The following is a 22,471-nucleotide window of genomic DNA, read 5'->3' as shown; positions in this document are numbered from 1 at the left end:
GCAGATTCACGGCGCGAGTCATGGCCGGCCCGAGGCCGTCCGCGTCCCGCTTTTCGCGCCAAGTGCCGCGAACCCGATGACATCGTCGGGGATGGCGTCCGGAACCTCCAGGTCGAAATTCCACAACCGCCGCATCCGCGTCCCGACGGCGACCGCAGCCGCCATGACCAGGGCGAACAGGACGTACATGAGAGCGATCCCACGGCCCTCCCCGGTGCCGATGATCAGGCCGACCGTGCTGGTCAGCGGGCCGTCCGCGGCCATCAGCGGCTCGAACAGCGCCGTTCCGTAAGGGGCGATCAGCCCATAGCCGATAGGGAGTGTCGAAAAGGCCACAAGCTGGTTGAGGGCGAAGACCCGGCCGTGGAACCGCTGCGGCACCTTCACCTGGATGATCGTGTTGTAGATGCCGTTCAGCACGGTCAGCGAGGCGAACATGCCGAACACGCCGACCGCGATCACGACCAGGTCCTCCCGCACCCCGACCACCAGCGCGAAGGCCGCCAGCGACAACGTCGCGAGCAGCTGGCCGCGCAGCCGCAGGCGGCGCGGGCCGCCCCAGAAGGTCATGGCGAGCCCGCCGAGGAACACCCCGAGCCCGCCGAAGAACGCCACCCGCCCGACGGCGGCGGTGTCGGCGAAGCTCAGCACCAGCGGCGAGACCAGCAGGAACAGCGGCGACATGAACAGGTTCACGACCGCGAAGAACAGCAGCATGCGCCGGATGCCCAGGTGCCCCCACGTGTAGCGGAAGCCCTCGGCCATCTCCTTCAGCACGGTCTCGCGCCGCTTCCACGGCAGCGTGCGCGGGAATCTGATCGCGGCCAGCACGACGATCGCGACCGCGTAGCTGACCACGTCGATGACCAGGATCCCGCCCAGCCCGATGACCGCGAGCAGGCCCGCCGCGACCAGCGGGACCACGAGCTGCGCGACCCCGTTGGCCATGCCGACCACGCCGTTGGCGTGCCCGAGGAAGCGTTTCGGCACCAGCTGGGGGATCGCCGAGGCGTAGGCGACCCGCTGGAAGGTGAGCGCGACCGACAACGTCACGAGCAGCGGGTAGACATGCCAGATCTGTATCGTTCCGGTCCAGACCAGGACGCCCAGCGCGAGCTGGGTCCCCCCGGCCGCGATGTCGGCGCACATCAGCACCGCCCGCCGGTTGAACCGGTCGACCACCGCCCCGGCGAGCGGCGCGGCGAGCAGCCCCGGCAGCAGGCCCAGCACCGAGAACAGCGCGAAGTTCGCCAGCGAGCCCGTCTCCAGGTAGATCCAGAGCGGGACGGCGAACTCGGTCAGCGCCGACCCGGTCATCGAGACCAGCTGACCCGCCGCGAGCACCAGGAACCGGCGCAGGCTCGGCGCGGGCCCGGTCGACTGCGGCAGGCCCGTGGTGTCGTCCTCGACCCGGGAGACGCCCTCGACCCACCACGACCCCGGCCCTTCGGCCGCGTCGAGGTCGGCGTGGACGGTGGTCACGATCGTGGCCAGCTCCTCGGCCCGGTACTTCACGAAGTAGTGCGCCGCCTCGTCGAGAACCACGCAGGCCGTCACCCGCGACAGGCAGTGCCACTCGCGGTAGCGCTCCTGGTAGAACTCCATGACCGGGTCGCGCTCCCCGGCCACCGCGATCACCGGGGCCGACAGCGGCTCGGCGCCCTCCTCGAAGAGCCGGGCGAAGTACGCCTCCGCCTCCCGGGTGCCGCGCCGCCGGTTGGCGACGATGAGTTCGAGCTCGTCCTGGTCGAACTCGGCCACGTCGAGGCCCGAGGCCACCAGGGCGTTGATGCGCGCCTGGTCGCTGCCGTGGTCCTCCAGCCACTCGCCGAACCGGGTGAACAGCCCCCGAGGACGGGTGAAGGGGAAGACGCCGCCCAGGTAGACGGCCTCGACCGGGCGGCCGGCCGCTTCGAGCCGGCGGGCGATGGCCGCGACGAGCGTGGTGCCCGCGCCGCAGTGGCCGTAGAGGACGACCCGGCCCTCGACGCCCGCCAGGATCTCGGCGGTGACCTGGTCGGCGACCTCGTCGGTCGGGCGCGGCTCCTCGCCCAGCTCGTTGCCGGGCACCGCGATCGAGTGCAGCGCCCAGTCGGCGGGCATCGCGTCGGCCAGCGGCTTGAACACCACCGCGCTGCCGCCGCCGTAAGGGGCGCAGACCAGCGAGGCCGTGACGGGACGCGCGGGGGTGAGCCGGTGCAGCAGGCCGCCCGAGCCGGAGTCCGCGCGGGCCAGCTCGCGCACGGTCGGGTGGGAGAACAGCCGCATCAGCGTGACCTCGTGCCCGGCCTTGCGCATCCGGGCCACCACCTGCATGGCCAGCAGCGAGTGGCCGCCCAGGTCGAAGAAGTCGTCGGTCACCCCGACCCGCTCCAGCCCGAGCACCGCCGCCCAGATCGCGGCGATCGTCTCCTCGGCCTCCGTCTCGGGCGCGACCAGGCCGGTCATGGCCGGCTCGTCGGGCGACGGCAGCGCCGCGCGGTCGACCTTGCCGTGCGACTTGAGCGGCAGCACGTCGAGCCACGTCCAGCGGGCCGGGACCATGTAGTCGGGCAGCCGGTCCTTGGCCCAGGCCCGCAGGTCGGCGGCCGGGATCTCGTCCCCGACCAGGTAGGCGACCAGCCGTTGCTCCCGCAGCTCCACCACCGCCTGCGCGACGGCGGGATGCTCCGCGAGCACGGTCTCGACCTCGCTCAGCTCGACCCGGTAGCCCCGGATCTTGACCTGGAGGTCGCGGCGGCCGAGGAACTGCAGCACGCCGTCGTGGGTCCACCGGCCCAGGTCGCCGGTCCGGTAGACGCGGGAGCCGGGCGGGCCGTAGGGGTCGGGGAGGAACTTCTCGGCGGTGAGGGCGGGCTTGCCGAGGTAGCCGCGGGCGAGCCGGTCGCCGCCCAGGTGGATCTCCCCGGTGACCCCGGGCGGGACGGGCCGCATGTGCTCGTCCAGGACGTAGACCCGCGCCCCCGGCAGCGGCCGGCCGATGGGCAGCGTGGCCTGGCCGGTCTGGCCGGGCTCGACCTCGAAGGTGGTCACGCCGACGGTGGCCTCGGTGGGGCCGTAGTGGTTGACCACCCGGCAGCGTCCGGCCAGATCCGAGGCCCAGCCGACGGTCGACGCCTCGCCGCCGAGGATGAGCAGCTCCCTGGGCGGCTCGACGTCGAGGGCCGCCAGGTGGGAGGGGGTCATCTTCAGGTAGTCGGGGCGGACCGGCCACGGGTCGGTCGACTTCGGCGGGATCAGGTGCAGGGTGCCGCCCGTCATCAGCGACAGGTAGAAGATCGTCACCCCGAAGTCGAAGGCGAGCGACTGGGGGAGGGCGAAGACCTTCCCGTCCTCGATGCCGAACCGCTCCCGCACCCCCGACAGGTAGGTCAGCACCTCGCGGTGCTGCACCGCCACGCCCTTGGGGCGGCCGGTCGTGCCGGAGGTGTAGATCACGTAGGCCAGGTCGTCGGGGGTGACGCCGGTGTCGGGCGGGTTGTCCGCCTCGCCCGGTTCCAGGCCGAGCTCGACGGTGCCGCCGGGCAACGGGCGTCCGGTGACCGAGAGCCGCGCCCGCGAGTCGCCGATCAGGTAGGCGAGCCGGTCGTCCGGCTGCTCCGGGTCGAGCGGGACGTAGGCCGCGCCCGCCTTGAGCACGCCCAGCAGGGCGACGGCCAGCCCGGCCGACTGCTCCAGGCAGACCGCCACCCGGTCGCCGGGCCGCACCCCCAGGGAGCGCAGCCGGTGGGCCAGATGGTTGGCGCGAAGGTCCAGTTCCCGGTACGTCAGCGCCTCGTCCCCGAACACCACGGCCACCTCGGCGTCGCCCGAGGGCAGCTCGTGCAGCAGCCGCGCCGCCAAGGGCCGGGCGGGGGGCGCGACGCCCAGCGCCAGCACCCCTTCGGCGTCGGGCACCCACGCCACCTGCGACAACGGGGTCTCGGGCGCGGCCCGCAGAACCGTCGTCAGCGAGTCGATCAGCAGCGTGACGGTCTCGGGCCGGAACAGGTCGGGGTTGTAGATGAGCAGGCCGTCGTCGTCCCACAGGTAGAAGGCCAGGTCGAAGCGGCTGACCGTCGCCTCGGGGTGGAACGGCGAGACCGCCAGCCCGTTGTCGTCGGGCGCCCGGTAGTTCTGCAGCGCCAGCAGCACCTGGAACACCGCCGACCGGCTGACGTCGCGCTCCACCTTCAGCTCGCCGACCAGCTTGTCGAACGGCACCTCCTGGTGGGCGTAGGCGTCCAGGCAGGAGTCGCGGACCCGGAGCAGGAACTCCCCGAAGGTGGGGTCGCCCGACAGGTCGGCCCGCATGGCGAGGGTGTTGACGAACATGCCGGCGAGGGGTTCGAGCTCGGGCAGCGGCCGTCCGCTGACCGGCGAGCCGACCGCGAAGTCGGGCTGCCCCGACCACTTGCCGAGGGTGAGCTGGAGCGCGGCCAGCATGACCATGTAGGGCGTCACCCCCTGGTCGGTGAACCGGCCCAGCAGCTCGGTGTCGACGCGGAACCGCCGGCCCTGTCCGCTGGTGGTCTGCTCGGCCGGGCGGGGGAAGTCGAGCGGCAGCTCCAGCGGCGGCACCCCGGTCAGCCGCTCGCGCCAGTAGGCCAGGTCGCGGGTGTGGTCGCGGGTGCGTTCCCACAGGGCGTAGTCGCCGTACTGGATCGGCAGCGGGTCGAGGGTCTCGCCCGCGTGCAGGGCCAGCAGTTCGCGCAGCAGGATCTCGCCCGACCAGCCGTCGGTGATCGCGTGGTGGGCGGCCATCAGCAGCACGTGGTCGTCGGCGGCCAGCCGGATCAGCAGGACGCGCAGCAGCCCGCCGGCCGACAGGTCGAAGGTGCGGGTCTGCAGTTCGGCCATCAGCTCCCGCGCGGCCTCCTCCGAGCCGGCCTCGACGAGCGTGAACTCGGTCGACGGCTCGGGGTCGACGACCACCTCGGGGAGGCCGTCGTCGGAGGCGAGGAAACGCATGCGGAGGCTCTCGTGCCGCCGCGAGACCTCGGTCACCGCCGCCTCGAAGGCCGCCGCGTCGAGGTCGCCGGTGAGGCGGACCGTGAAGGGGACCGTGTACGCCGTCGTGCCCGCCCGGTAGTGCTCCAGGAACCACAGGCGTTCCTGCGCGTGCGACAACGGCGGGACGACCTCGGGTGAACGTGGCGCGATGGTCTCCGAGACGGTCCGGCGCTGGAGCCGGCGAGCGAGAAGTGCCTGTTTGGCCGGGGAGAGACTGGTCAACAGATGCTCCGGATTCGTCGAGGCCCGTCTTCGGGCAGATGCGCGGCGCGAGCTGCGACCGGCCGGGGACCGCCCGCGTCTCGCATCGCGGACAGCACGAATCCGCGCCCCCGCCGAGTGATTTGGGAGCGCTCCCACTACGCCCTTCAGCGAGGCTAGGGACGCGCTTTCGGCAGGGTCAAGGAAACGATGAAATTTCATTACTTTTCATGACATCGCGGTAACGTCCTGCAGTTTTAGCGCCGATTCAGCGGCACCCCTTGACAGCCGGGCGACCAGACGATCTAGGTCAGGCGGCGTCTTACTGCAGGTCAAAGCGGGTGTTTCGGTCGGCGGTCTTCATCGATGGAGAGCGCTCTCCACCTGCGCCGACGCCCCCTTCCGGCCCTCCCGGGTGTTTCGTGGGTGTTTCCCCGCCGGGGATTGGGGCCTTGACACCTGTCAGCCGCCCGCGCGAGTCTCTTGATTTGGAGAGCGCTCTCCAACCGCGAAGCCCTTCACCCCCCAAGGAGCGGCCGTGTCCCGCTTAGGCCTGTTCATCGCCACCCTGGTCGCGCTCGTCGCGTCCGGGCTGGCCGTCACCTCCCCGGCGGCGGCCGCCGATCCGCCGCTCTCGCAGGGCAAACCCGCGACCGCCTCCTCTTCCGAGGGCGGGGCCTTCGTCCCGTCCGCCGCCTTCGACGGCGACCTCACCACCCGCTGGGCCTCCAACTTCAGCGACCCGCAGTGGATCCAGGCCGACCTCGGCTCGACCCAGCAGATCAGCCAGGTCGTGCTGCACTGGGAGGCCGCCTTCGGCCGCTCCTTCGCCATCCAGACCAGCACCAACGGCACGACCTGGACCGACGTCTACACCACCACGACCGGCGCGGGCGGCGTCCAGACCCTGAACGTCACCGGTTCCGGCCGGTACGTCCGCCTCTACGGCACCCAGCGCGGCACCGGCTACGGCTACTCCCTGTGGGAGTTCCAGGTCTTCGGTACGGGCGGCGGCACCGGCGACCCCGGCGGCACGTGCGGCACCACCAACGTGGCCCAGGGCAAGACGGCGACCGCCTCCAGCCTCGAGAACGCCGGGACCCCCGCGAGCGCCGCGTTCGACGGCTCCGCCACGACCCGCTGGTCGAGCGCCTACAGCGACCCGCAGTGGCTCCAGGTGGACCTCGGCTCGTCGCTGCCGGTCTGCAAGGTCGTGCTGACCTGGGAGGGCGCGTACGCGACGGCGTACAAGATCCAGTCGAGCACGAACGGCACGACCTGGACCGACCTCCACAGCACCACGACGGGCGCCGGCGGCACGCAGACCCTCAACGTGAGCGGGACCGGCCGCTACATCCGCATGCACGGCACCGCCCGCAACTCCGGCTGGGGCTACAGCCTGTGGGAGATGGCCGTCTACCAGGGCGACGGCGGCGGCACCCAGGAGCCGCCCGGCGACTGGACCGAGGTCTGGCGCGACGACTTCACCGGCACGGCCGGCACCTCGCCGAGCGCCGCCAACTGGCTGCTGCGCACCGGCACCTCCTACCCCGGCGGGGCCGCCAACTGGGGCACCGGCGAGGTCGAGACGATGAGCGCCTCCACCGCCAACGTGGCGCTGAACGGCCAGGGCTTCCTGGAGATCAAGGCGCTGCGCGACGGCGGCGGCAACTGGACCTCCGGCCGCGTCGAGACCCAGCGCACCGACTTCGCCCCGCAGCCCGGCCAGATGTTGCGGTTCAGCGCCCGCCTCAAGCAGCCCGACGTCGCCAACGCCCTCGGCTACTGGCCCGGCTTCCGCGCCACCGGCGCCGCCTACCGCGGCAACTACACCAACTGGCCCGGCGTCGGCGAGACCGACATCATGACCAACGTCAACGGCCGCAACCAGCTCGCCCAGACCCTCCACTGCGGCACCGCGCCCGCCGGCGTCTGCAACGAGTACGACGGCCGCACCAGCGGTTTCGCGTCGTGCACCGGCTGCCAGACCGGCTACCACGAGTACACACAGATCATCGACCGCACCAAGACCGACGAGGAGATCCGCTTCTACCTCGACGGCCGGCAGACCTGGGTCGTCAGGGAGTCCCAGGTCGGCGTGGCGGCCTGGCAGGCGGCCATCCATCATGGCTTCTACCTGCGGCTCGACCTGGCCATCGGCGGCTCGCTGCCGAACGCGCTGGCCGGTCAGACCACCCCGACGGCCGCGACCACGCCGGGGGGCGTGCTGAGCGTCGACTGGGTCCAGGTCGCCCGCCAGACCGGCACCACCCCGACCGCGATGACCGACCCGGCGACCCCGGCGGGCCCGTCGGTCGTGCGGGTGACGGGCACCCAGGGCAACTGGCAGCTCCAGGTGAATGGCCAGCCGTGGGAGGTCAAGGGCCTCACGTACGGCCCGCCGCAGGGCGCCGGCGACGGCTACATGCGCGACCTGAAGAACATGGGCGTCAACACGATCCGCATCTGGGGCGTCGACGACGCCACCCCGGCCCTGCTCGACAAGGCCGCCCAGCACGGCCTCAAGGTGATCGTCGGCCACTGGCTCAACCAGGGGGCCGACTACGTGAACGACACGGCGTACAAGACCGCCGTGAAGGCCGAGATCGTGGCCCGGGTGAACGCCCTGAAGGGCCGCCAGGGCGTGCTCATGTGGGACGTCGGCAACGAGGTCGTCCTGACGATGCAGGACCACGGCCTGCCCGCCGCCACCGTCGAGGCCCGGCGCGTCGCCTACGCCCAGTTCGTCAACGAGGTCGCCGTCGCCATCAAGGCGGCCGACCCGAACCACCCGGTGACCTCGACCGACGCCTACACCTTCGCCTGGACCTACTACAAGGCCCACTCGCCCGCCCTCGACCTGCTGGCGGTCAACTCCTACGGCGCGATCCACACCGTCCGCACCGACTGGATCAACGGCGGCTACACCAAGCCCTACATCGTCACCGAAGCCGGCCCCGACGGCGAGTGGGAGGTGCCCAACGACGTCAACGGGGTGCCGACCGAGCCCACGGACCTGCAGAAACGCGACATGTACACGGCCAGCTACAACGCCATCCACAACCACACCGGCGTGGCGCTGGGCGCGACCCAGTTCCACTACGGCCTGGAGAACGACTTCGGTGGCGTCTGGCTCAACACCCTCACGGGCGGCTGGCGGCGGCACGGCTACCACTCGCTGAAGCGGGCCTACACGGGCACGGCCTCGGCCAACACCCCGCCGGAGATCAACTCGATGACCGTCCAGAACCAGACGGCCGTCCCCGCGGGCTCCCAGTTCGTCGTGGAGACCAACACGACGGACCCGAACGGCGACCTGATCCGCTACAACCTGATGTTCTCCAACAAGCACGTCAACGGGAACCGCGGCTTCGACCACGTGCGGTTCACCGAGACCGCCCCCGGCCGCTTCTCGGTCACCGCGCCGCAGGCCATGGGCGTCTGGAAGGTCTACGTATACGCCTACGACGGCCACGGCAACGTCGGCATCGAGACCAAGTCGTTCCGGGTCGTGCCCCCGGTGGTGTCCGGCACCAACGTGGCCGCCGGCAAGACCACGACGGCCTCGACCTACCAGGCCACCGGCGACGGCGGCCCCTTCAACGCCGCCCGCGCCACCGACGGCAGCTACACCACCCGCTGGGCCAGCGAATGGGCCGACCCCCAGTGGATCCAGGTCGACCTGGGCTCCAACCAGGCGGTGAAACACGTGCAGTTGGCCTGGGAGGGGGCCTACGGAAAGTCGTATCGCATCCTGACCAGCACCAACGGCACGACCTGGACCGAATCCTTCGCGACCACGACGGGCGACGGCGGCTTCGACAGCCTCAACCTGACGGCGACGGCCCGGTACGTGCGGGTGGAGATGACCCAACGCGGCACACCATGGGGCTACTCCCTCTGGGAATTCGGCGTCTACGTGTAACTCATCCATGCAGCGGAGTCGCCCGGTCCCGGGACCGGGCGACCCCGCAACGGAAACCGCCGACCCAGGCGCCCCGCAACGGAAACCGCCGACCCAGGCGCCCCGCAACGGAAACCGCCGACCCAAGCGACCCCGCAACAGGAAACCGCCGACCCGGGCGCCGGCGGTTTCCGCCCCTTCTCGGCCGTACCGCCTTCAACTGCCTTCTTCCGTTACGGCTCCGCCCACCCCGGCCCCGCCCGCCGTCCGGGCGGCCCCCGCACCCGGCGCAAACCACCGCTTCATGCACCACCGCAACGCGCCATCTGGGGCCCTCACCCTCGGCCTCACTCCGCCGAAACGGCCCATGTGGGGCTTCTATCCCCGCCCCGCACCACCCTGGCGAGCCGTTTGCGGCGCTCACACTCGCGCCGCACCCCGGCGATGGGCCATGTGGGGTGTTCGCCCCTCGCTTTGGGCCGCCGCGATGAGCTGTTTGGGGTGCTCACCCTGGCGCCGCACTGCGGCGATGGGCCATGTGGGGTGTTCGCCCCTCGCTTCGCGCCGCCGCGATGAGCTGTTTGCGGCGCTCACCCTCCTCCTGGAGCGGTGTGACGGGCTGTCTCGGGTGTTCACCCCCGCCCTCTGTATGCCGGAAATTTCATGATGTGACCTGCCGTGCCCGTCGCAGCGACACCGCCACGGCGAGCATGGTCACCCCGTGCCACAGACCGCCCGTGTAGCTTCCGTGGTCGCTGATCGGCACCCAGGCCGACAGCCCCACTCCCAGCGCCGTCGTCATGACCTGGCTCGTCCCGATCAGCGCCGCCACCCATCTGGGGAACACCCCCGCCCGCCACGTGGCGACGCCGAAGACGATCAGGCCCGCGCCGAACACCAGCGGCCCGACCGGGAATGACAGGAAGACCAGCGCCTCGGTGCCGAGCACCAGCCCCACGTTCCCCGTGAGCGCGATCGCCGCCCCCGCCACGATCAGGCCCAGCCCGGCGAGACCGGCCCGCCCCGAGCGGTCGCGCTGGGCCAGGTGGACCCCCAGCAGGGTCACCGTCAGCAGTGCCCACGGCACCAGGACCAGGGCGTCGCGGAAGTCCGCCGGGGCCGGGCGCACGATCGACTCGATGCCCAGGCCGAACCAGCCCAGCGCGCTCACCGCCCCGGCCACCGTGAACGGGGTCAGCGTCTCGGCCGGCGAGCGTGTGCTCATGCGTCGGCCGGAAGGCCGCCGCCGACCACGCCCGGCCGGGCCGTCATTCGCCCCTTGAGGAAAGTGTGCTTGGTCGCCTCGGGGCGTCGTGCCGTCATGCGGCCACTCTGAGGTCCCCGGGAAGCCGTTCGCATGAGGCTCTGATCACGTCTGACCCGGGACTTCTCGTCCCATGACGTCGGGACGTCCCGAATGCGACGATGAGCCGGATGAACGGCAGGAACAGACGGATTCTCGGCGATTCCGGGTTCGCGGTCGCCGGGCTCATCCTGCTGTTCGTGGCGGGGGCGCTGGCCGTCGAGCCGGTGCTGAGGGAGCGCCACGTCGCCGGGTTCGTCGAGCGGTTCGACGCGTTCCGGGCCGTTGCGGCGGTCGCGTTCGGGGTGCCGGGGGCGTTCGTGGTCACTCGCCGGCCCGAGTTGCGGGTCGGGTGGTTGCTGCTGGCGGTCGGGTTCGCGCAGGGGGTCTCGCTGGCCGCCGGGGCCTACGGGCTCGTCGGGATCAACGACCGGGCGTTGCCGTTCGACGACGAGCTCATGTGGGTGTCGAACTGGTTGTGGGTGCCGCCCTACCTGGCCGTGCCGACGGTGTTCCCGCTGTTCCTGCCCGACGGGCGGCTGCCCTCGCGCCGCTGGTGGCCGGTCGCCGCGCTGGCGGTGGCGGCGATGGCGGCCGGCGCGGCCGGCTGGGCGCTGATGCCGGCCGGTGACGTCGACGTGGCCGGCCTCTTCCCGCCCGGCTACACCGGGCTGACGCCGCCGTTCCAGGAGCTCGCGCCGGAGCTGATGACCGCCGGGCAGGTCCTCGGGCTGGCCGCCGCCGTGGCCGCGATCGGGTCGCTCGTCTGGCGCTACCGCCGGGCGTCGGGGGAGGTCAGGCGGCAGGTGCAGTGGGTGCTGGCGGGCGGGCTGCTGACGCTCGCGGTGGTCGCGGCGGCCGCGCCGCCGGTGCTCGACAGCCCCGAGCTGATCATCCTGGCGCCGGTCCCGCTGCCGGTGGCGCTCGCCGTCGCGGTGTTGCGGCACCGGTTGTGGGACATCGACCTGCTGCTGGCCCGCACCCTCACCGTCGCCGCCCTGGTGGTGACCCTCGTGGTCGTGTACGCCGCCTGCGCCCTCCTCCTCGGCGGCCTCTCCCCGCCGGCCCTGGCCGCGGCGGCGGCGCTGGCGTATCCGGCGTACACGGGCATTCACCGGCGGGCCAACCAGGTGGTCTTCGGCGAGCGCGACGACCCGGTGGCCGCCCTGCGCCGGCTGGGCGACCGGCTCGCCGGCGCCGGGCACCCCTCCGAACTGCTCGAACAGGTCACCGAGTCGCTCGGGAGGGCGCTGCGGGTGCGGTACGTCGCCGTCGAGGAGGACGGCGTGGTCGTCGCGGCCTGGGGCGAGCCCGGCGGCCCGCTCGAACGGGTGCCGCTGCGGCACCGGGGCGCCGAGACCGGCACGCTCGTCGTCGGCGAGCCGCTGCGCCGGCGCGATCGGACCGTGCTGACCGAGCTCGCCCCGCACATCGCGGTGACCGTGCGGGCCCACCGCCTGGCCGCCGACCTCGAACGGTCGCACCGGCGGCTGCTGGCCGCCCGCGAGGAGGAGCGCGCCCGCCTCATGCACGAACTGCACGACGGCGTCGGCCCCACCCTGGCCGCGCTGGCGTTCCAGGCCGACCGGGCCCGCCGCCAGGCCCCGGAGGCGGCCGAGCTGCTGGCCGGGCTGGCGACCCAGATCAGGGCGACCGTGGTGAACGTCCGGGCGATCGTCAACGACCTGCGCCCGCCGCCCCTCGACGACCTGGGCCTGACCGGCGCGCTGGAGGAACTGGCCGGGAACTTCGCCGGCGGCCTGTCGGTGACCGTGCGGACCGGGGGCGCGCTGCCGGTCATGCCCGCCCCGGTCGAACTGGCCGCCTACCGGATCGCCGCCGAGGCGATGAACAACGCCGCCCGCCATTCGGGCGCGTCATGCTGCGCCATCGACCTGGACGTCTGCGAAGGTGGCTTGCGAATCCGGATCGACGACGACGGCTCCGGGCTGCCCGAGCCGGTGCGGCCCGGCGTCGGACTGTCGTCGATGCGCCGCCGCGCGGCCGACCTCGGCGGCACGTTCGACCTGGTCGCACCGCCCGGCGGCGGCCTGTCCGTCCGCGTCGTCCTGCCCCTGGAGGAACCGGTGGAGGAGCCATGAAGGTCCTCGTCGTCGAAGACCACCCGATGTTCGCCGACGGCCTGGTCGCCCTGCTGGGCGACCTCGACGGCGTGGAGGTCGCCGGGCACGCCGCCACCGGCGAACGCGCGGTCGAGTTAGCCCGCGAGACCCGGCCCGACGTCGTGCTGATGGACCTGCACCTGCCCGGGATGAGCGGGGTCGAGGCGACCCGCGTCATCGTGGCCGAGCAGCCCGACGTGGCGGTGCTCGCCCTGACGATGCTCGGCGACGACGCCACCATCCACGACATGGTCCGGGCCGGCGCGCGCGGTTACCTGCTGAAGGAGGCCACCCCGGAGGAGATAGCCCGGTCGGTCGCCGCGGTCGCCGCCGGGCAGGTCGTGTTCGGCCACGGGGCCGGCGCGCGTGTTCTGGCCGCGCTTTCGAACCCATCGAAAAGGTCAAGCCCGTTCCCGGAATTGACCGGACGCGAATCGGAGGTGCTCGCCCTCCTCGCGCGTGGACTGACGAACCACGCAATCGCCAGAAAGCTCGTCCTCAGCGAGAAAACGGTGCGAAATCACGTCTCCAACATCTTCGCGAAACTCGGCGTGACCGACCGCGCGGCGGCCGTTGCCCGAGCTAGAGACGCCGGTATGGGGGAATGAGGGTGATTCCTCCGGGTAACGCTCCGAGTATGAACGTTCTCGGTATCGACATCGGCGGCTCCGGAATCAAGGGCGCGCCCGTTGACACGAAAACGGGCGAACTCGTTGGGGTGCGCCACCGCATTCCGACCCCGCAGCCGGCCACCCCGAAGGCGGTCGCGGAGGTCGTGGCCAAACTCGTCGACCATTTCCAGTGGACCGGTCCGGTCGGCATCACGTTCCCGGGGGTGGTGGTCGACGGAGTCATCCGCACCGCCGCGAACGTCGACAAGTCGTGGATCGGCGTCAACGCCAACAAGCTCTTCGGCAAGAAACTCGACAGCGTCATGGTTCTCAACGACGCCGACGCCGCCGGCATGGCGGAGATGGCCTTCGGCGCGGGAAAGAACAACCAGGGCGTCGTCCTGGTCATGACCATCGGCACCGGCATCGGCAGCGCCCTCTTCGTGGGCGGAAAGCTGGTGCCCAACACGGAGTTCGGCCATCTCGAACTCAAGGGTAAGGAAGCCGAGTCCAGGGCGTCCGACGCCGCCCGCGACAAACGCGACATGTCATGGGGAAAATACGCCAAGCGCATCGGCCAGTACCTGCGCCACATGGAAATGCTCTTCAGCCCCGCCCTGATGGTGGTCGGCGGCGGCATCAGCAAGAAGAGCGACAAGTACCTGCCCATGGTCGACCTGCGCACGCCGGTCGTCCCGGCCCGGCTCCTGAACGAGGCCGGCATCATCGGCGCGGCCCTGGCCGCCGAGGAGACGATGGCCCTCAAGCCGTCGCGCCCGACCTCGCGCCGCACCACTGCGCGCCGCACCACCTCGACCACCTCGCGGCCCCGCGGCGCCCGCGCCACCACGGGCGCGACCCGCAGCGCCGCCCGCAGATCCGCCGCGACCACCCCGAACCGCGGCACCTCGACCCGGTCCGGCACCACGTCGACCCGCCGGCCTGCCTCTTCCGGCACGTCCCGGAGCACCACCGGCCGCTCGACCACAGGCCGCTCGACCACGGCGCGGAAGACCGGCACGACCAGCCGTTCCACGCCGAGCCGTTCCACCTCTGGGCGCTCCACCACGAGCCGCTCAACGACCGCGCGGAAGACCGGCACGACGAGCCGTTCCACGCCGAGCCGTTCCACGCCGAGCCGTTCCACGCCGAGCCGTTCGTCCACGAGCCGCTCGACCACGGCCAGGAAGAGCGGCACGACCAGTCGCGCCACCCCGAGCCGTTCGACCACGGCCAGGAAGACCGGCACGACCAGCCGCACCACGCCGAGCCGTTCCACGACGGCCAGGAAGACCGGCACGACGAGTCGCGCCACTCCGAGCCGTTCGACCACGGCCAGGAAGAGCAGCACGACCAGCCGCGCCACCCCGAGCCGTTCCACGACGGCCAGGAAGACCGGCACGACCAGCCGTTCCACGACCGGGCGCTCCACCACGAGCCGCGCCACGCCGAGCCGCTCGACGAGCGGCCGGTTCACCGCGAGCCGTTCGACGGGCGCCCCGAAGAGCGCGGCCTCGCGGTCGAACGGGTCCTCGGCCTCGGGTCGCTCGACCACGTCGCGGATGTCGCCGGCCCGTTCGACGAGCTCGCGCCGGACGTCGACGAGCCGCACGACGAGCCGTACGAGCACGCCGTCGGCCGCGCGCCGCACCACCCGTTCGGCCGGGGGCAGCACCCGCCGGTCGGCGACGCCGAAGCGCTCGTCCGGGACGCGCCGGATGAGGGGCTGATCCGGGGCCCCGGCCAGATGGAGCCGGCCGGGCCCTTATTACGTCCGTGAGGTGACGGCACCGGGGTGCCGACCTGGAGACCAGGCGGCACCCCGAAGGCTGTTCAGGCGCTCTGGGCGTAGGGCGCGGCGTCGGGCACGCAGAAGGTGATCGCCTTCGGGACGATCTTGACCTTGAGCTTGTCCGCCCGTCCGCGGGCGCCCCCGTCCATCTCGTACGTCGTCGGCGCCGCGAACCGGACCGTCACCTTGCGCGCCCGGGTGATGCGCAGGAACGGCGACTCGTCCGACCGTCCCGACGACATCTGGCCGAGGGTGCGCGCCCACTCGATCGGCCCCTTGGCCGTGGACACGCCTACCTCCAGCCACCCGTCGTCGGGTTTGGCGTCGTCGAACGCCTCGATGCCGCCGCCGACCGTGCCGACGTTGCCGAACAGCACGCAGGAGGCGTCGCCCTCGAACCAGCGTTCGCCGTCGAGGTCGATGCTGGTGGCGACCACGCTCGACCCGGCGTGCCGCAGGCCCGTCCACCAGTAGGCGAGCTTGCCCATGCGCTCCTTCAGGCCCCGGTCGGCGTCGGCGATCATCTCGGCGTCGAACCCGGCCCCGGCCATCACGGCGAAGTGCTCGCCGTTGAGCCGTCCCAGGTCGAGCCGTTCACGCCGCCCGTGGAACCCGATCTTGACGGCCTCTTCGAGGTCGGCGGGCACGCCGAGGTTGTGGGCCAGGAGGTTGGCGGTGCCGGCGGGCAGGATGGCCACCGCGGCCTTCGAGCCGGCCAGCACGTCGACACAACGCTGCACGGTCCCGTCGCCGCCCCACACGAAGACCAGTTCCGCGCCCTTCTTGAGGGCGGCCTTGGCGGCCTTCGGGGCCTTCTTGCTCTTCGGGACCTCGTACCAGAGCAGCTCACCGTCGTGATGCTCGGCCAGCAGCGACCGGAGGCGGTCGAGACCCCCGCCGAGCGTCTTCTTCTGATGCGCGACAACAGCGATCGTCTTCACGCGCGCCTTGCTACCCGCCGAAGCGCCGCACATGCCCGCCGATCTAACCCTTAATTCCTACTTGTATAGGTGGTATTGTTCTCGGCAACGACGAGGAAAGGGGACGACCATGACCCATGCGACAGTCATCGATCTCATGGCTCGCCAGCGAGACGCCGCCGCCGGAGCCGACCCCGGCGAAGGCGCGGTGCTGGGCGTCATCCCCGTGCCCGAGACGGGCGCCTCCCTGGTCGTCGTCGGCTACCTGGTCGGCGACACGGGCGCGGCCCCCCGGCCCAGGCGCGAGATCGAGATCGACCGCGACAGCCGCACCGTCACCGCCGACGGCGCCGAGATCGACCTGACGTACCGCGAGTTCGAACTGCTCGACTACCTGGCCGCCGCTCCGGGCCGGGTCTACAACCGCCGCCAGCTCCTGGCCGCCGTATGGGACCGCTACGACGACGCCGGGGCCCGCACGGTCGACGTCCACATCCTGCGCCTGCGCCGCAAGCTGGGGCGCCACGCGAGCCGGATCGTCACGGTGCGTAACGTGGGTTACAAGTACGCCGGGTAAAAACCATTGGCTGGAGGGCCGGGCAGGCTGCCTATCCTTGAGGATGGGATGAACACGCTCTCCGATCTCCAGAACCGCCTGTCCGGCCTGATGCTGCGCGACCAGCGGCGGTTGCGCCGCCGCGTCGACGGCGTGCGCAAGGTACGCGACCCGAAGGCCCGCCAGAAGATCCTCACCGAGCTCTCCGGCGAGGTCGAGACCGCCGAGGGGCGGGTCGCCGCCCGCCGCGAGGCGATGCCGGCGATCGGTTACCCTGCGCAGCTGCCGGTCAGCCAACGCAGAGACGACCTGCTCGAAGCCATCCGCGACCACCAGGTCGTGATCGTCGCGGGGGAGACGGGGTCGGGGAAGACCACCCAGCTGCCCAAGATCTGCCTGGAGCTCGGGAGGGGCGTACAAGGCCAGATCGGGCACACCCAGCCACGCCGGCTCGCCGCCCGCACCGTCGCCGAGCGCATCGCCGAGGAGCTGAACGTCGAGCTGGGCGCGGCGATCGGCTACAAGGTCAGGTTCACCGACCACTCCAGCGACGACACGCTGGTCAAGCTGATGACCGACGGCATCCTGCTGGCCGAGATGCAGACCGACCGGTTCCTCAGCCAGTACGACACCCTCATCATCGACGAGGCCCACGAGCGCAGCCTCAACATCGACTTCATCCTCGGCTACCTGAAGCAGCTGCTGCCCAAGCGCCCCGACCTGAAGGTCGTCATCACCTCGGCGACCATCGACCCCGAACGTTTCTCCCGCCACTTCGACCACGCCCCGATCATCGAGGTCAGCGGCCGCACCTACCCGGTCGAGGTCCGCTACCGCCCGATCGAAGACGAGCAGGACGACCAGACCCAGGCCATCGTCGAGGCCGTCGACGAACTGGTCGCCGAGGGGCCGGGCGGCGACATCCTGGTGTTCCTCAGCGGCGAACGCGAGATCCGCGACACCGCCGAGGCGCTGAAGGGCCGCCGTGAGGAGGTCCTGCCCCTGTACGCCCGCCTCTCGGCCGGCGAGCAGCACAAGGTCTTCCAGCGGGGGTCGCGGCGCCGGATCGTGCTGGCGACCAACGTCGCCGAGACCTCGCTGACCGTGCCGGGCATCAAGTACGTCATCGACCCCGGCACCGCCCGCGTCTCCCGCTACAGCCACCGGCTGAAGGTGCAGCGCCTGCCGATCGAGCCCATCTCGCAGGCGTCGGCCAACCAGCGAAAGGGCCGCTGCGGCCGCACCAGCGACGGCATCTGCATCCGCCTCTACGACGAAGAGGACTTCACCGGCCGCCCCGAGTTCACCGACCCCGAGATCCTGCGCACCAACCTGGCCAGCGTCATCCTCCAGATGACCAGCCTCGGCCTGGGCGACATCTCGGCGTTCCCGTTCGTCGAGCCGCCCGACCAGCGCCAGGTCAAAGACGGCGTCAACCTGCTCCAGGAGCTCGGCGCCCTCGACGCCAAGGGCCTCACCCCCATGGGCCGCAAGCTCGCCCAGCTCCCGGTCGACCCGCGGCTGGCCCGGATGGTGCTGGAGGCCCAGACCAACGGCTGCGCCCGCGAAGTGATGATCATCACGGCGGCGTTGTCGATCCAGGACCCGCGCGAGCGCCCCGCCGACAAGCAGCAGGCCGCCGACGAGAAGCACCGGCGGTTCTCCGACAAGGAATCCGACTTCCTGACCTACCTGAACCTGTGGCGCTACCTGCGCGAACAGCAGAAGGAACTGTCGTCGAGCGCGTTCCGGCGGCTCTGCAAGGCCGAATACCTCAACTACCTGCGCGTGCGCGAGTGGCAGGACATCGACGCCCAGCTCCGCTCGGTCGCCCGCACCCTCGGCGTGGTCGTCAACACCGCCGACGCCGACCCGCAGCGGGTCCACCTGTCGCTGCTGGCCGGCCTGCTGTCGCACATCGGCGTCAAGGACGTCGCCAAGAAGGACCAGCCCGGCGGCCGCCGCCCGATGACCGAGTACATCGGCGCCCGCAACGCCCGGTTCGCCATCTTCCCCGGCTCGGCCCTGGCCCGGCAGCAGCCCCAGTGGGTCATGTCGGCCGAGCTGGTCGAGACCTCGCGCCTGTGGGCGCGGGTGAACGCCAAGATCGAGCCGTCGTGGATCGAGCCGCTCGCCCAGCACCTGGTCAAACGCACCTACAGCGAACCGCACTGGGAGAAGGACCAGGCCGCCGTGATGGCCTACGAGAAGGTCACCCTGTACGGCGTCCCGATCGTCACCGAACGCAAGGTCAACTACGGCCGCATCGACCCCGAGCTGGCCCGCGAGCTGTTCGTGCGCAACGCCCTGGTCGAGGGCGACTGGCGCACCCACCACAAGTTCTTCCACGAGAACCGCAAGCTGCTCGCCGAGGCCGCCGAGCTGGAGGAGAAGGCCCGCCGCCGCGACATCGTCGTCGACGACGAGACCCTCTTCGACTTCTACGACCAGCGCATCCCATCTGACGTCGTCTCCGGCGCCCACTTCGACGCGTGGTGGAAGAAGCAGCCCGACAAGTCGTCGCTGACCTTCACGCCCGAGATGCTGGTCAACGAGAACTCCGGCGTCTCCGCGCAGGACTACCCCGACGCCGTCCGCCAGGGCGGCCACCGCATGCGGCTGACCTACCAGTTCGAGCCCGGCACCGAGGCCGACGGCGTGACCGTCCACGTCCCGCTGTCGGTGCTCAACCAGGTGACCGACGCGGGCCTCGACTGGCAGATCCCCGGCCTGCGCGAGGAACTCGTCACGGCCCTGATCCGGTCGCTGCCCAAGCACCTGCGCCGCAACTTCGTGCCGGCCCCCAACTACGCCAAGGCCGTGCTCGCCCAGGTCAAGCCCGGCAGCGAGCCGGTGCTCGACGCCCTCGAACGCGAGCTGCTGCGGCAGACCGGCGTCGCCGTGCCCCGCGACGCGTGGAACGTCGAGGCGCTGCCCGACCACCTGCGGGTCACCTACCGGGTCGTCGACGACAACCGGCGCATGGTCGCCGAGGACAAGGACCTCCAGGGCCTCAAGCGCCGCCTGGCGCCCAAGATCCGCGAGACCCTGTCGGAGGCGGCCGACGACCTGGAGCGGACCGGCCTCACGTCGTGGACCATCGGCGCCCTCCCGAAGGTCTTCGAACAGGGCCGCCTCAAGGCCTACCCGGCCCTGACCGACCAGACGACCAGCGTCTCGGTCCGCATGTACGAGACCGCGGCCGAACAGGAGCGCGCCATGTGGGCCGGCACCCGCCGGCTGGTGCTGCTCAACGTGGTGAACCCCGCCAAGCAGATCCTGCGCGGCCTGTCGACGGCCGAGAAGTTGTCGCTCTCGCGCAGCCCCCACGGCGGCGCGCCCGCCCTGTTCGACGACTGCGTCGCCTGCGCCGCCGACAAGCTCATCGCCGACGCCAAGGGCCCCGCCTGGGACGAAGCGGCCTTCACCGCCCTGCTCGACCAGGTCCGCGCCGACCTCTACTCCGTCACCTGGGAGACCGTGACGCGGGTCGAGAAGGTGCTGGGCGTCTGGCACGCCGTCCAGAACCGGCTCCAGGGCCCGCCCGACATCGTCGCCGACGTCAACGATCAGCTGTCCGCGCTCGTCCATCCCGGCTTCGTCCTGGAGACCGGCTACCAGCGCCTCCCCGACCTGCACCGCTACCTGCGGGCGGTCGAACGGCGGCTGGAGAAGCTGGCCGACGACGTCCACCGCGACCGCACCCTGATGCACCAGCTCCACGAGCTCGAAGACGACTACCGCGACCTGGTCGCGGGCCTGCCTCCCGCTCGCCGTGACGCCCCGGCGGTCGGCGAGATCCGGTGGATGCTCGAGGAACTCCGCGTCAGCTTCTTCGCCCAGCAGTTGGGCACCCCGACCCCCGTGTCGGAGAAACGCATCAGAAAGGCGATGGCCCAGCTATGACGATCCGCTCCGTGGTGCTCGACGTCGGCGAGACCCTGATCGACGAGACGCGCATCTGGACCCGCTGGGCGATCCGCCTCGGCGTCACCCCGATGACCCTGATGGGCGCGCTGGGAGCCATGGCCGCCACCAACGGCTCCTACCGCGCGGCCTTCGAGCTGGTCCGCCCCGGCATCGACCTGTCCGCCGAACTCGCCGCCTGGGAGAAGGACGACCCCGACGGCCTGCGCGAGAACTTCGACGCGGGCGACCTCTACCCCGACGTCCGATCGTCGCTGGCCGCCATGCGCGACGCCGGCTACCAGGTCGTCATCGCCGGCAACCAGCCCGTCCAGGCGTACGACCAGCTGGTCGTCATGGACCTGCCCCACGACGGCATCTACACCAGCGCCGGCTGGGGCGTCTCCAAGCCCGACCCGGCGTTCTTCGGCAAGGTCCTGGCCGTGACCGGCCACGCGCCCGAGGAGATCCTCTACGTGGGCGACCGGGTCGACAACGACGTCCTGCCGGCGCTGGCGGCCGGGATGAAGACCGCGCTGCTGCGCCGCGGCCCGTGGGGTTACCTGCACGCCCGCCGCGACGACGCCGCGAAGGCCGACATGATCGTCGACAGCCTGACCGAACTGGCCGAACGCCTCCGCTAGCTATTTCCTGGTCAGCGTGCCGGTGTAGGAGAGCAGGCCGAGGTCGTCGTTCCAGACGTACTCGGCCTGGCCGCCCTTGAGCGTCAGCGTCACGGTGCCCGGCACACACTGCCCGCCCAGCCCGTCGAGCCGGAACTCGGCCGATTCGGCCGTGGCCGACGTGAGCGTGAGGGTGCCCTCACACGGGTCCTCGGCCCACCTGCCGGTGCTCTCGCCCGCGTCGAGGTCGACGGAGATGTCGTGTTCGCTCATGACGGGGTTGGACGGCACGATGTGCCCCTCCCACCGCCCGTCGAACGCCTCCGGGATGCCCGATCCTGAAGACGCGGAAGGCGGGGAATCGACCTGCCGAGGCGGCGGCGCGGAGGTCCTGGTCCGCGTCGGCGTCGAGGTCGTCTCGACGATCGTGGGCTCCCGGCCGGGGGCGAGCAGCGGCGGCACGAAGACGACCGCGGCCGCGACCAGCGCCGCTCCGAGGGCGGCGAGCACCAGCGCCGTCGCCCTGCGGCCGGGCGGCGGCGCGGCGGGCCCCTGACCTCGCCCGGGGGAGTCGTGGGTCGGTTGTCCCGCCCACGCGGGCGGCTCGGTGAACCGCCGCCGATCGGGATCGCCGGCCCAGAGCCCAGGCGCGGGATCACCCGGGCTCCGAGGATCACGCGGCCCGGTGCCGAAAGGTCCTCCATGGGCTGCCGCCTCGCCTGCGCGTAGTGGGTCGGGGGCCGCTCCCACCAAGGTCAGCAACAGGTCGCGGGCCGATGGGCGGATCGCCGGGTCCTTCGCCACGCAGCGGGCCACCAGGCCCCTCAGCGGTGCGGGCACGCCCGACACGTCGGGGTCCACCGTCATGATGCGGTGCAGGACCGAGGCCACCGAGTCGGCGCCGAAGGCCGCGCGGCCCGTCGCGGCGTAGATGATCGTCGCGCCCCAGGCGAACACGTCGGAGGCCGCCGACGCCCGCTGTCCCGCTATCTGCTCCGGGGCCATGTAGGCGGGGGTGCCGATCGGGCCGCCGGTGATGGTCTCGCTCTCGCTCGGGCGGGCGATGCCGAAGTCGACCACGCGCGGGCCGTCCGGGCCCAGCAGCACGTTGCCGGGCTTGAAGTCGCGGTGCACCACCCCGGCCGCGTGGATGGCGGCCAGCGCCGTCGCCGTGCCGACGGCGAGGCGGTCGAGCTCGCCGCCCGTCAGGGGGCCGGCGGAGGAGACCCGTTCCTGCAAGGAGGGGCCGTCGACGTACTCCGAGACCACGTAGGGCCGGCGGCCGGCCACGTCGGCCGCCAGGACCCGGGCCGTGCAGAACGGGGCCACGTTCCGGAGAGCGGCCAGTTCGCGGCCCAGCTGGTGGCGGACGCCGTCGTCGGCGCCGCGCAGCAGTTTGACCGCCACGGGCCCGCCCGACGGCGCCACACCCAGGTAGACGACCCCCTGCCCGCCCTCCCCGAGGCGTCCGGTCAGCCGGTATTCGCCCAGGGAGCGCGGGTCGTCAGGGTCGAGCGGGGTCGCCATGCCCCAAACGGTA

At 71.7% G+C, this 22,471-nt stretch carries 11 protein-coding genes; 7 read left to right on the top strand and 4 right to left on the bottom strand.

The window, feature by feature from the left end; translation table 11 throughout:
* Positions 1 to 18: 18 nt before the first annotated feature.
* Positions 19 to 5,214, bottom strand: a complete 5,196-nt coding sequence (locus AW274_RS04610; protein ID WP_232319973.1) for a non-ribosomal peptide synthetase/MFS transporter — start codon at positions 5,212 to 5,214, stop codon at positions 19 to 21.
* A 517-nt stretch (positions 5,215 to 5,731) separates the two neighbouring features.
* Between AW274_RS04610 and AW274_RS04605 the strand changes: the two genes are divergently transcribed.
* Positions 5,732 to 9,118: a discoidin domain-containing protein gene (locus AW274_RS04605; protein WP_083973827.1), complete on the top strand. Its 3,387-nt coding sequence runs from the start codon at positions 5,732 to 5,734 to the stop codon at positions 9,116 to 9,118.
* A 640-nt stretch (positions 9,119 to 9,758) separates the two neighbouring features.
* On the opposite strand, the gene AW274_RS04600 is transcribed toward AW274_RS04605, so the two are convergent.
* Positions 9,759 to 10,322 carry a hypothetical protein gene (locus AW274_RS04600; protein ID WP_062429616.1) on the bottom strand — a complete coding sequence of 188 codons (564 nt, stop codon included), beginning with the start codon at positions 10,320 to 10,322 and terminating at the stop codon, positions 9,759 to 9,761.
* 209 nt (positions 10,323 to 10,531) lie between these two features.
* On the opposite strand from AW274_RS04600, the gene AW274_RS04595 reads away from it, so the two are divergent.
* From AW274_RS04595 to ppgK, 3 genes are read left to right on the top strand one after another with little or no spacing between them, the layout of a single operon-like run.
* Positions 10,532 to 12,502, top strand: a complete 1,971-nt coding sequence (locus AW274_RS04595; protein WP_062429615.1) for a sensor histidine kinase — start codon at positions 10,532 to 10,534, stop codon at positions 12,500 to 12,502.
* Entirely contained in the window at positions 12,499 to 13,131 is a 633-nt protein-coding gene (locus tag AW274_RS04590) for a response regulator transcription factor (protein WP_062429613.1), read from the top strand. Before AW274_RS04595 ends, AW274_RS04590 begins: the two co-directional genes overlap by 4 nt.
* A complete protein-coding gene (gene ppgK / locus AW274_RS42890) occupies positions 13,128 to 14,864 on the top strand; it encodes a polyphosphate--glucose phosphotransferase (protein ID WP_369408605.1) in 1,737 nt (578 codons plus the stop codon). The genes AW274_RS04590 and ppgK overlap by 4 nt, the downstream gene beginning before the upstream one ends.
* A 103-nt stretch (positions 14,865 to 14,967) precedes the next feature.
* Here the strand turns inward: ppgK and AW274_RS04580 are convergent, their stop codons facing one another.
* Positions 14,968 to 15,867, bottom strand: a complete 900-nt coding sequence (locus AW274_RS04580) for a diacylglycerol/lipid kinase family protein (RefSeq protein WP_232319972.1) — start codon at positions 15,865 to 15,867, stop codon at positions 14,968 to 14,970.
* A gap of 136 nt (positions 15,868 to 16,003) precedes the next feature.
* Here AW274_RS04580 and AW274_RS04575 point away from each other — a divergent pair, with 136 nt between their 5' ends.
* Genes AW274_RS04575 through AW274_RS04565 form a run of 3 tightly spaced genes read left to right on the top strand, consistent with a single transcriptional unit; the run spans position 16,004 to position 20,952 of the window.
* Positions 16,004 to 16,423 (top strand): winged helix-turn-helix domain-containing protein, encoded by a 420-nt coding sequence (locus tag AW274_RS04575; protein WP_062429607.1) that lies wholly within the window; start codon positions 16,004 to 16,006, stop codon positions 16,421 to 16,423.
* A gap of 48 nt (positions 16,424 to 16,471) precedes the next feature.
* The gene (gene hrpA, locus AW274_RS04570; RefSeq protein WP_062429605.1) at positions 16,472 to 20,308 is read left to right on the top strand and encodes an ATP-dependent RNA helicase HrpA; all 3,837 of its coding nucleotides are present in this window, start codon (positions 16,472 to 16,474) and stop codon (positions 20,306 to 20,308) included.
* Complete coding sequence (locus AW274_RS04565) at positions 20,305 to 20,952, top strand: HAD family hydrolase (protein WP_062429603.1); 648 nt, start codon at positions 20,305 to 20,307, stop codon at positions 20,950 to 20,952. Before hrpA ends, AW274_RS04565 begins: the two co-directional genes overlap by 4 nt.
* Here AW274_RS04565 and AW274_RS04560 read toward each other — a convergent pair whose 3' ends face one another.
* Positions 20,953 to 22,458 (bottom strand): serine/threonine-protein kinase, encoded by a 1,506-nt coding sequence (locus AW274_RS04560; protein WP_062429601.1) that lies wholly within the window; start codon positions 22,456 to 22,458, stop codon positions 20,953 to 20,955.
* Positions 22,459 to 22,471 lie beyond the last annotated feature (13 nt).

This window comes from Herbidospora daliensis, assembly GCF_001570585.1.
In the GTDB taxonomy this organism is placed as follows: domain Bacteria; phylum Actinomycetota; class Actinomycetes; order Streptosporangiales; family Streptosporangiaceae; genus Herbidospora; species Herbidospora daliensis.
The sequence above is the reverse complement of the archived record's forward strand: the minus strand, read 5'-3'. Positions and strand labels throughout refer to the sequence as shown.

Excerpts from the sequence above, each read along its gene's own strand:
- AW274_RS04600 (WP_062429616.1), bottom strand. The coding sequence starts at position 10,322 with ATGAGCACACGCTCGCCGGCCGAGACGCTGACCCCGTTCACGGTGGCC.
- AW274_RS04590 (WP_062429613.1), top strand. The coding sequence starts at position 12,499 with ATGAAGGTCCTCGTCGTCGAAGACCACCCGATGTTCGCCGACGGCCTG.
- AW274_RS04595 (WP_062429615.1), top strand. The coding sequence starts at position 10,532 with ATGAACGGCAGGAACAGACGGATTCTCGGCGATTCCGGGTTCGCGGTC.
- AW274_RS04565 (WP_062429603.1), top strand. The coding sequence starts at position 20,305 with ATGACGATCCGCTCCGTGGTGCTCGACGTCGGCGAGACCCTGATCGAC.
- AW274_RS04560 (WP_062429601.1), bottom strand. The coding sequence starts at position 22,458 with ATGGCGACCCCGCTCGACCCTGACGACCCGCGCTCCCTGGGCGAATAC.
- hrpA (WP_062429605.1), top strand. The coding sequence starts at position 16,472 with ATGAACACGCTCTCCGATCTCCAGAACCGCCTGTCCGGCCTGATGCTG.
- ppgK (WP_369408605.1), top strand. The coding sequence starts at position 13,128 with ATGAGGGTGATTCCTCCGGGTAACGCTCCGAGTATGAACGTTCTCGGT.
- AW274_RS04575 (WP_062429607.1), top strand. The coding sequence starts at position 16,004 with ATGGCTCGCCAGCGAGACGCCGCCGCCGGAGCCGACCCCGGCGAAGGC.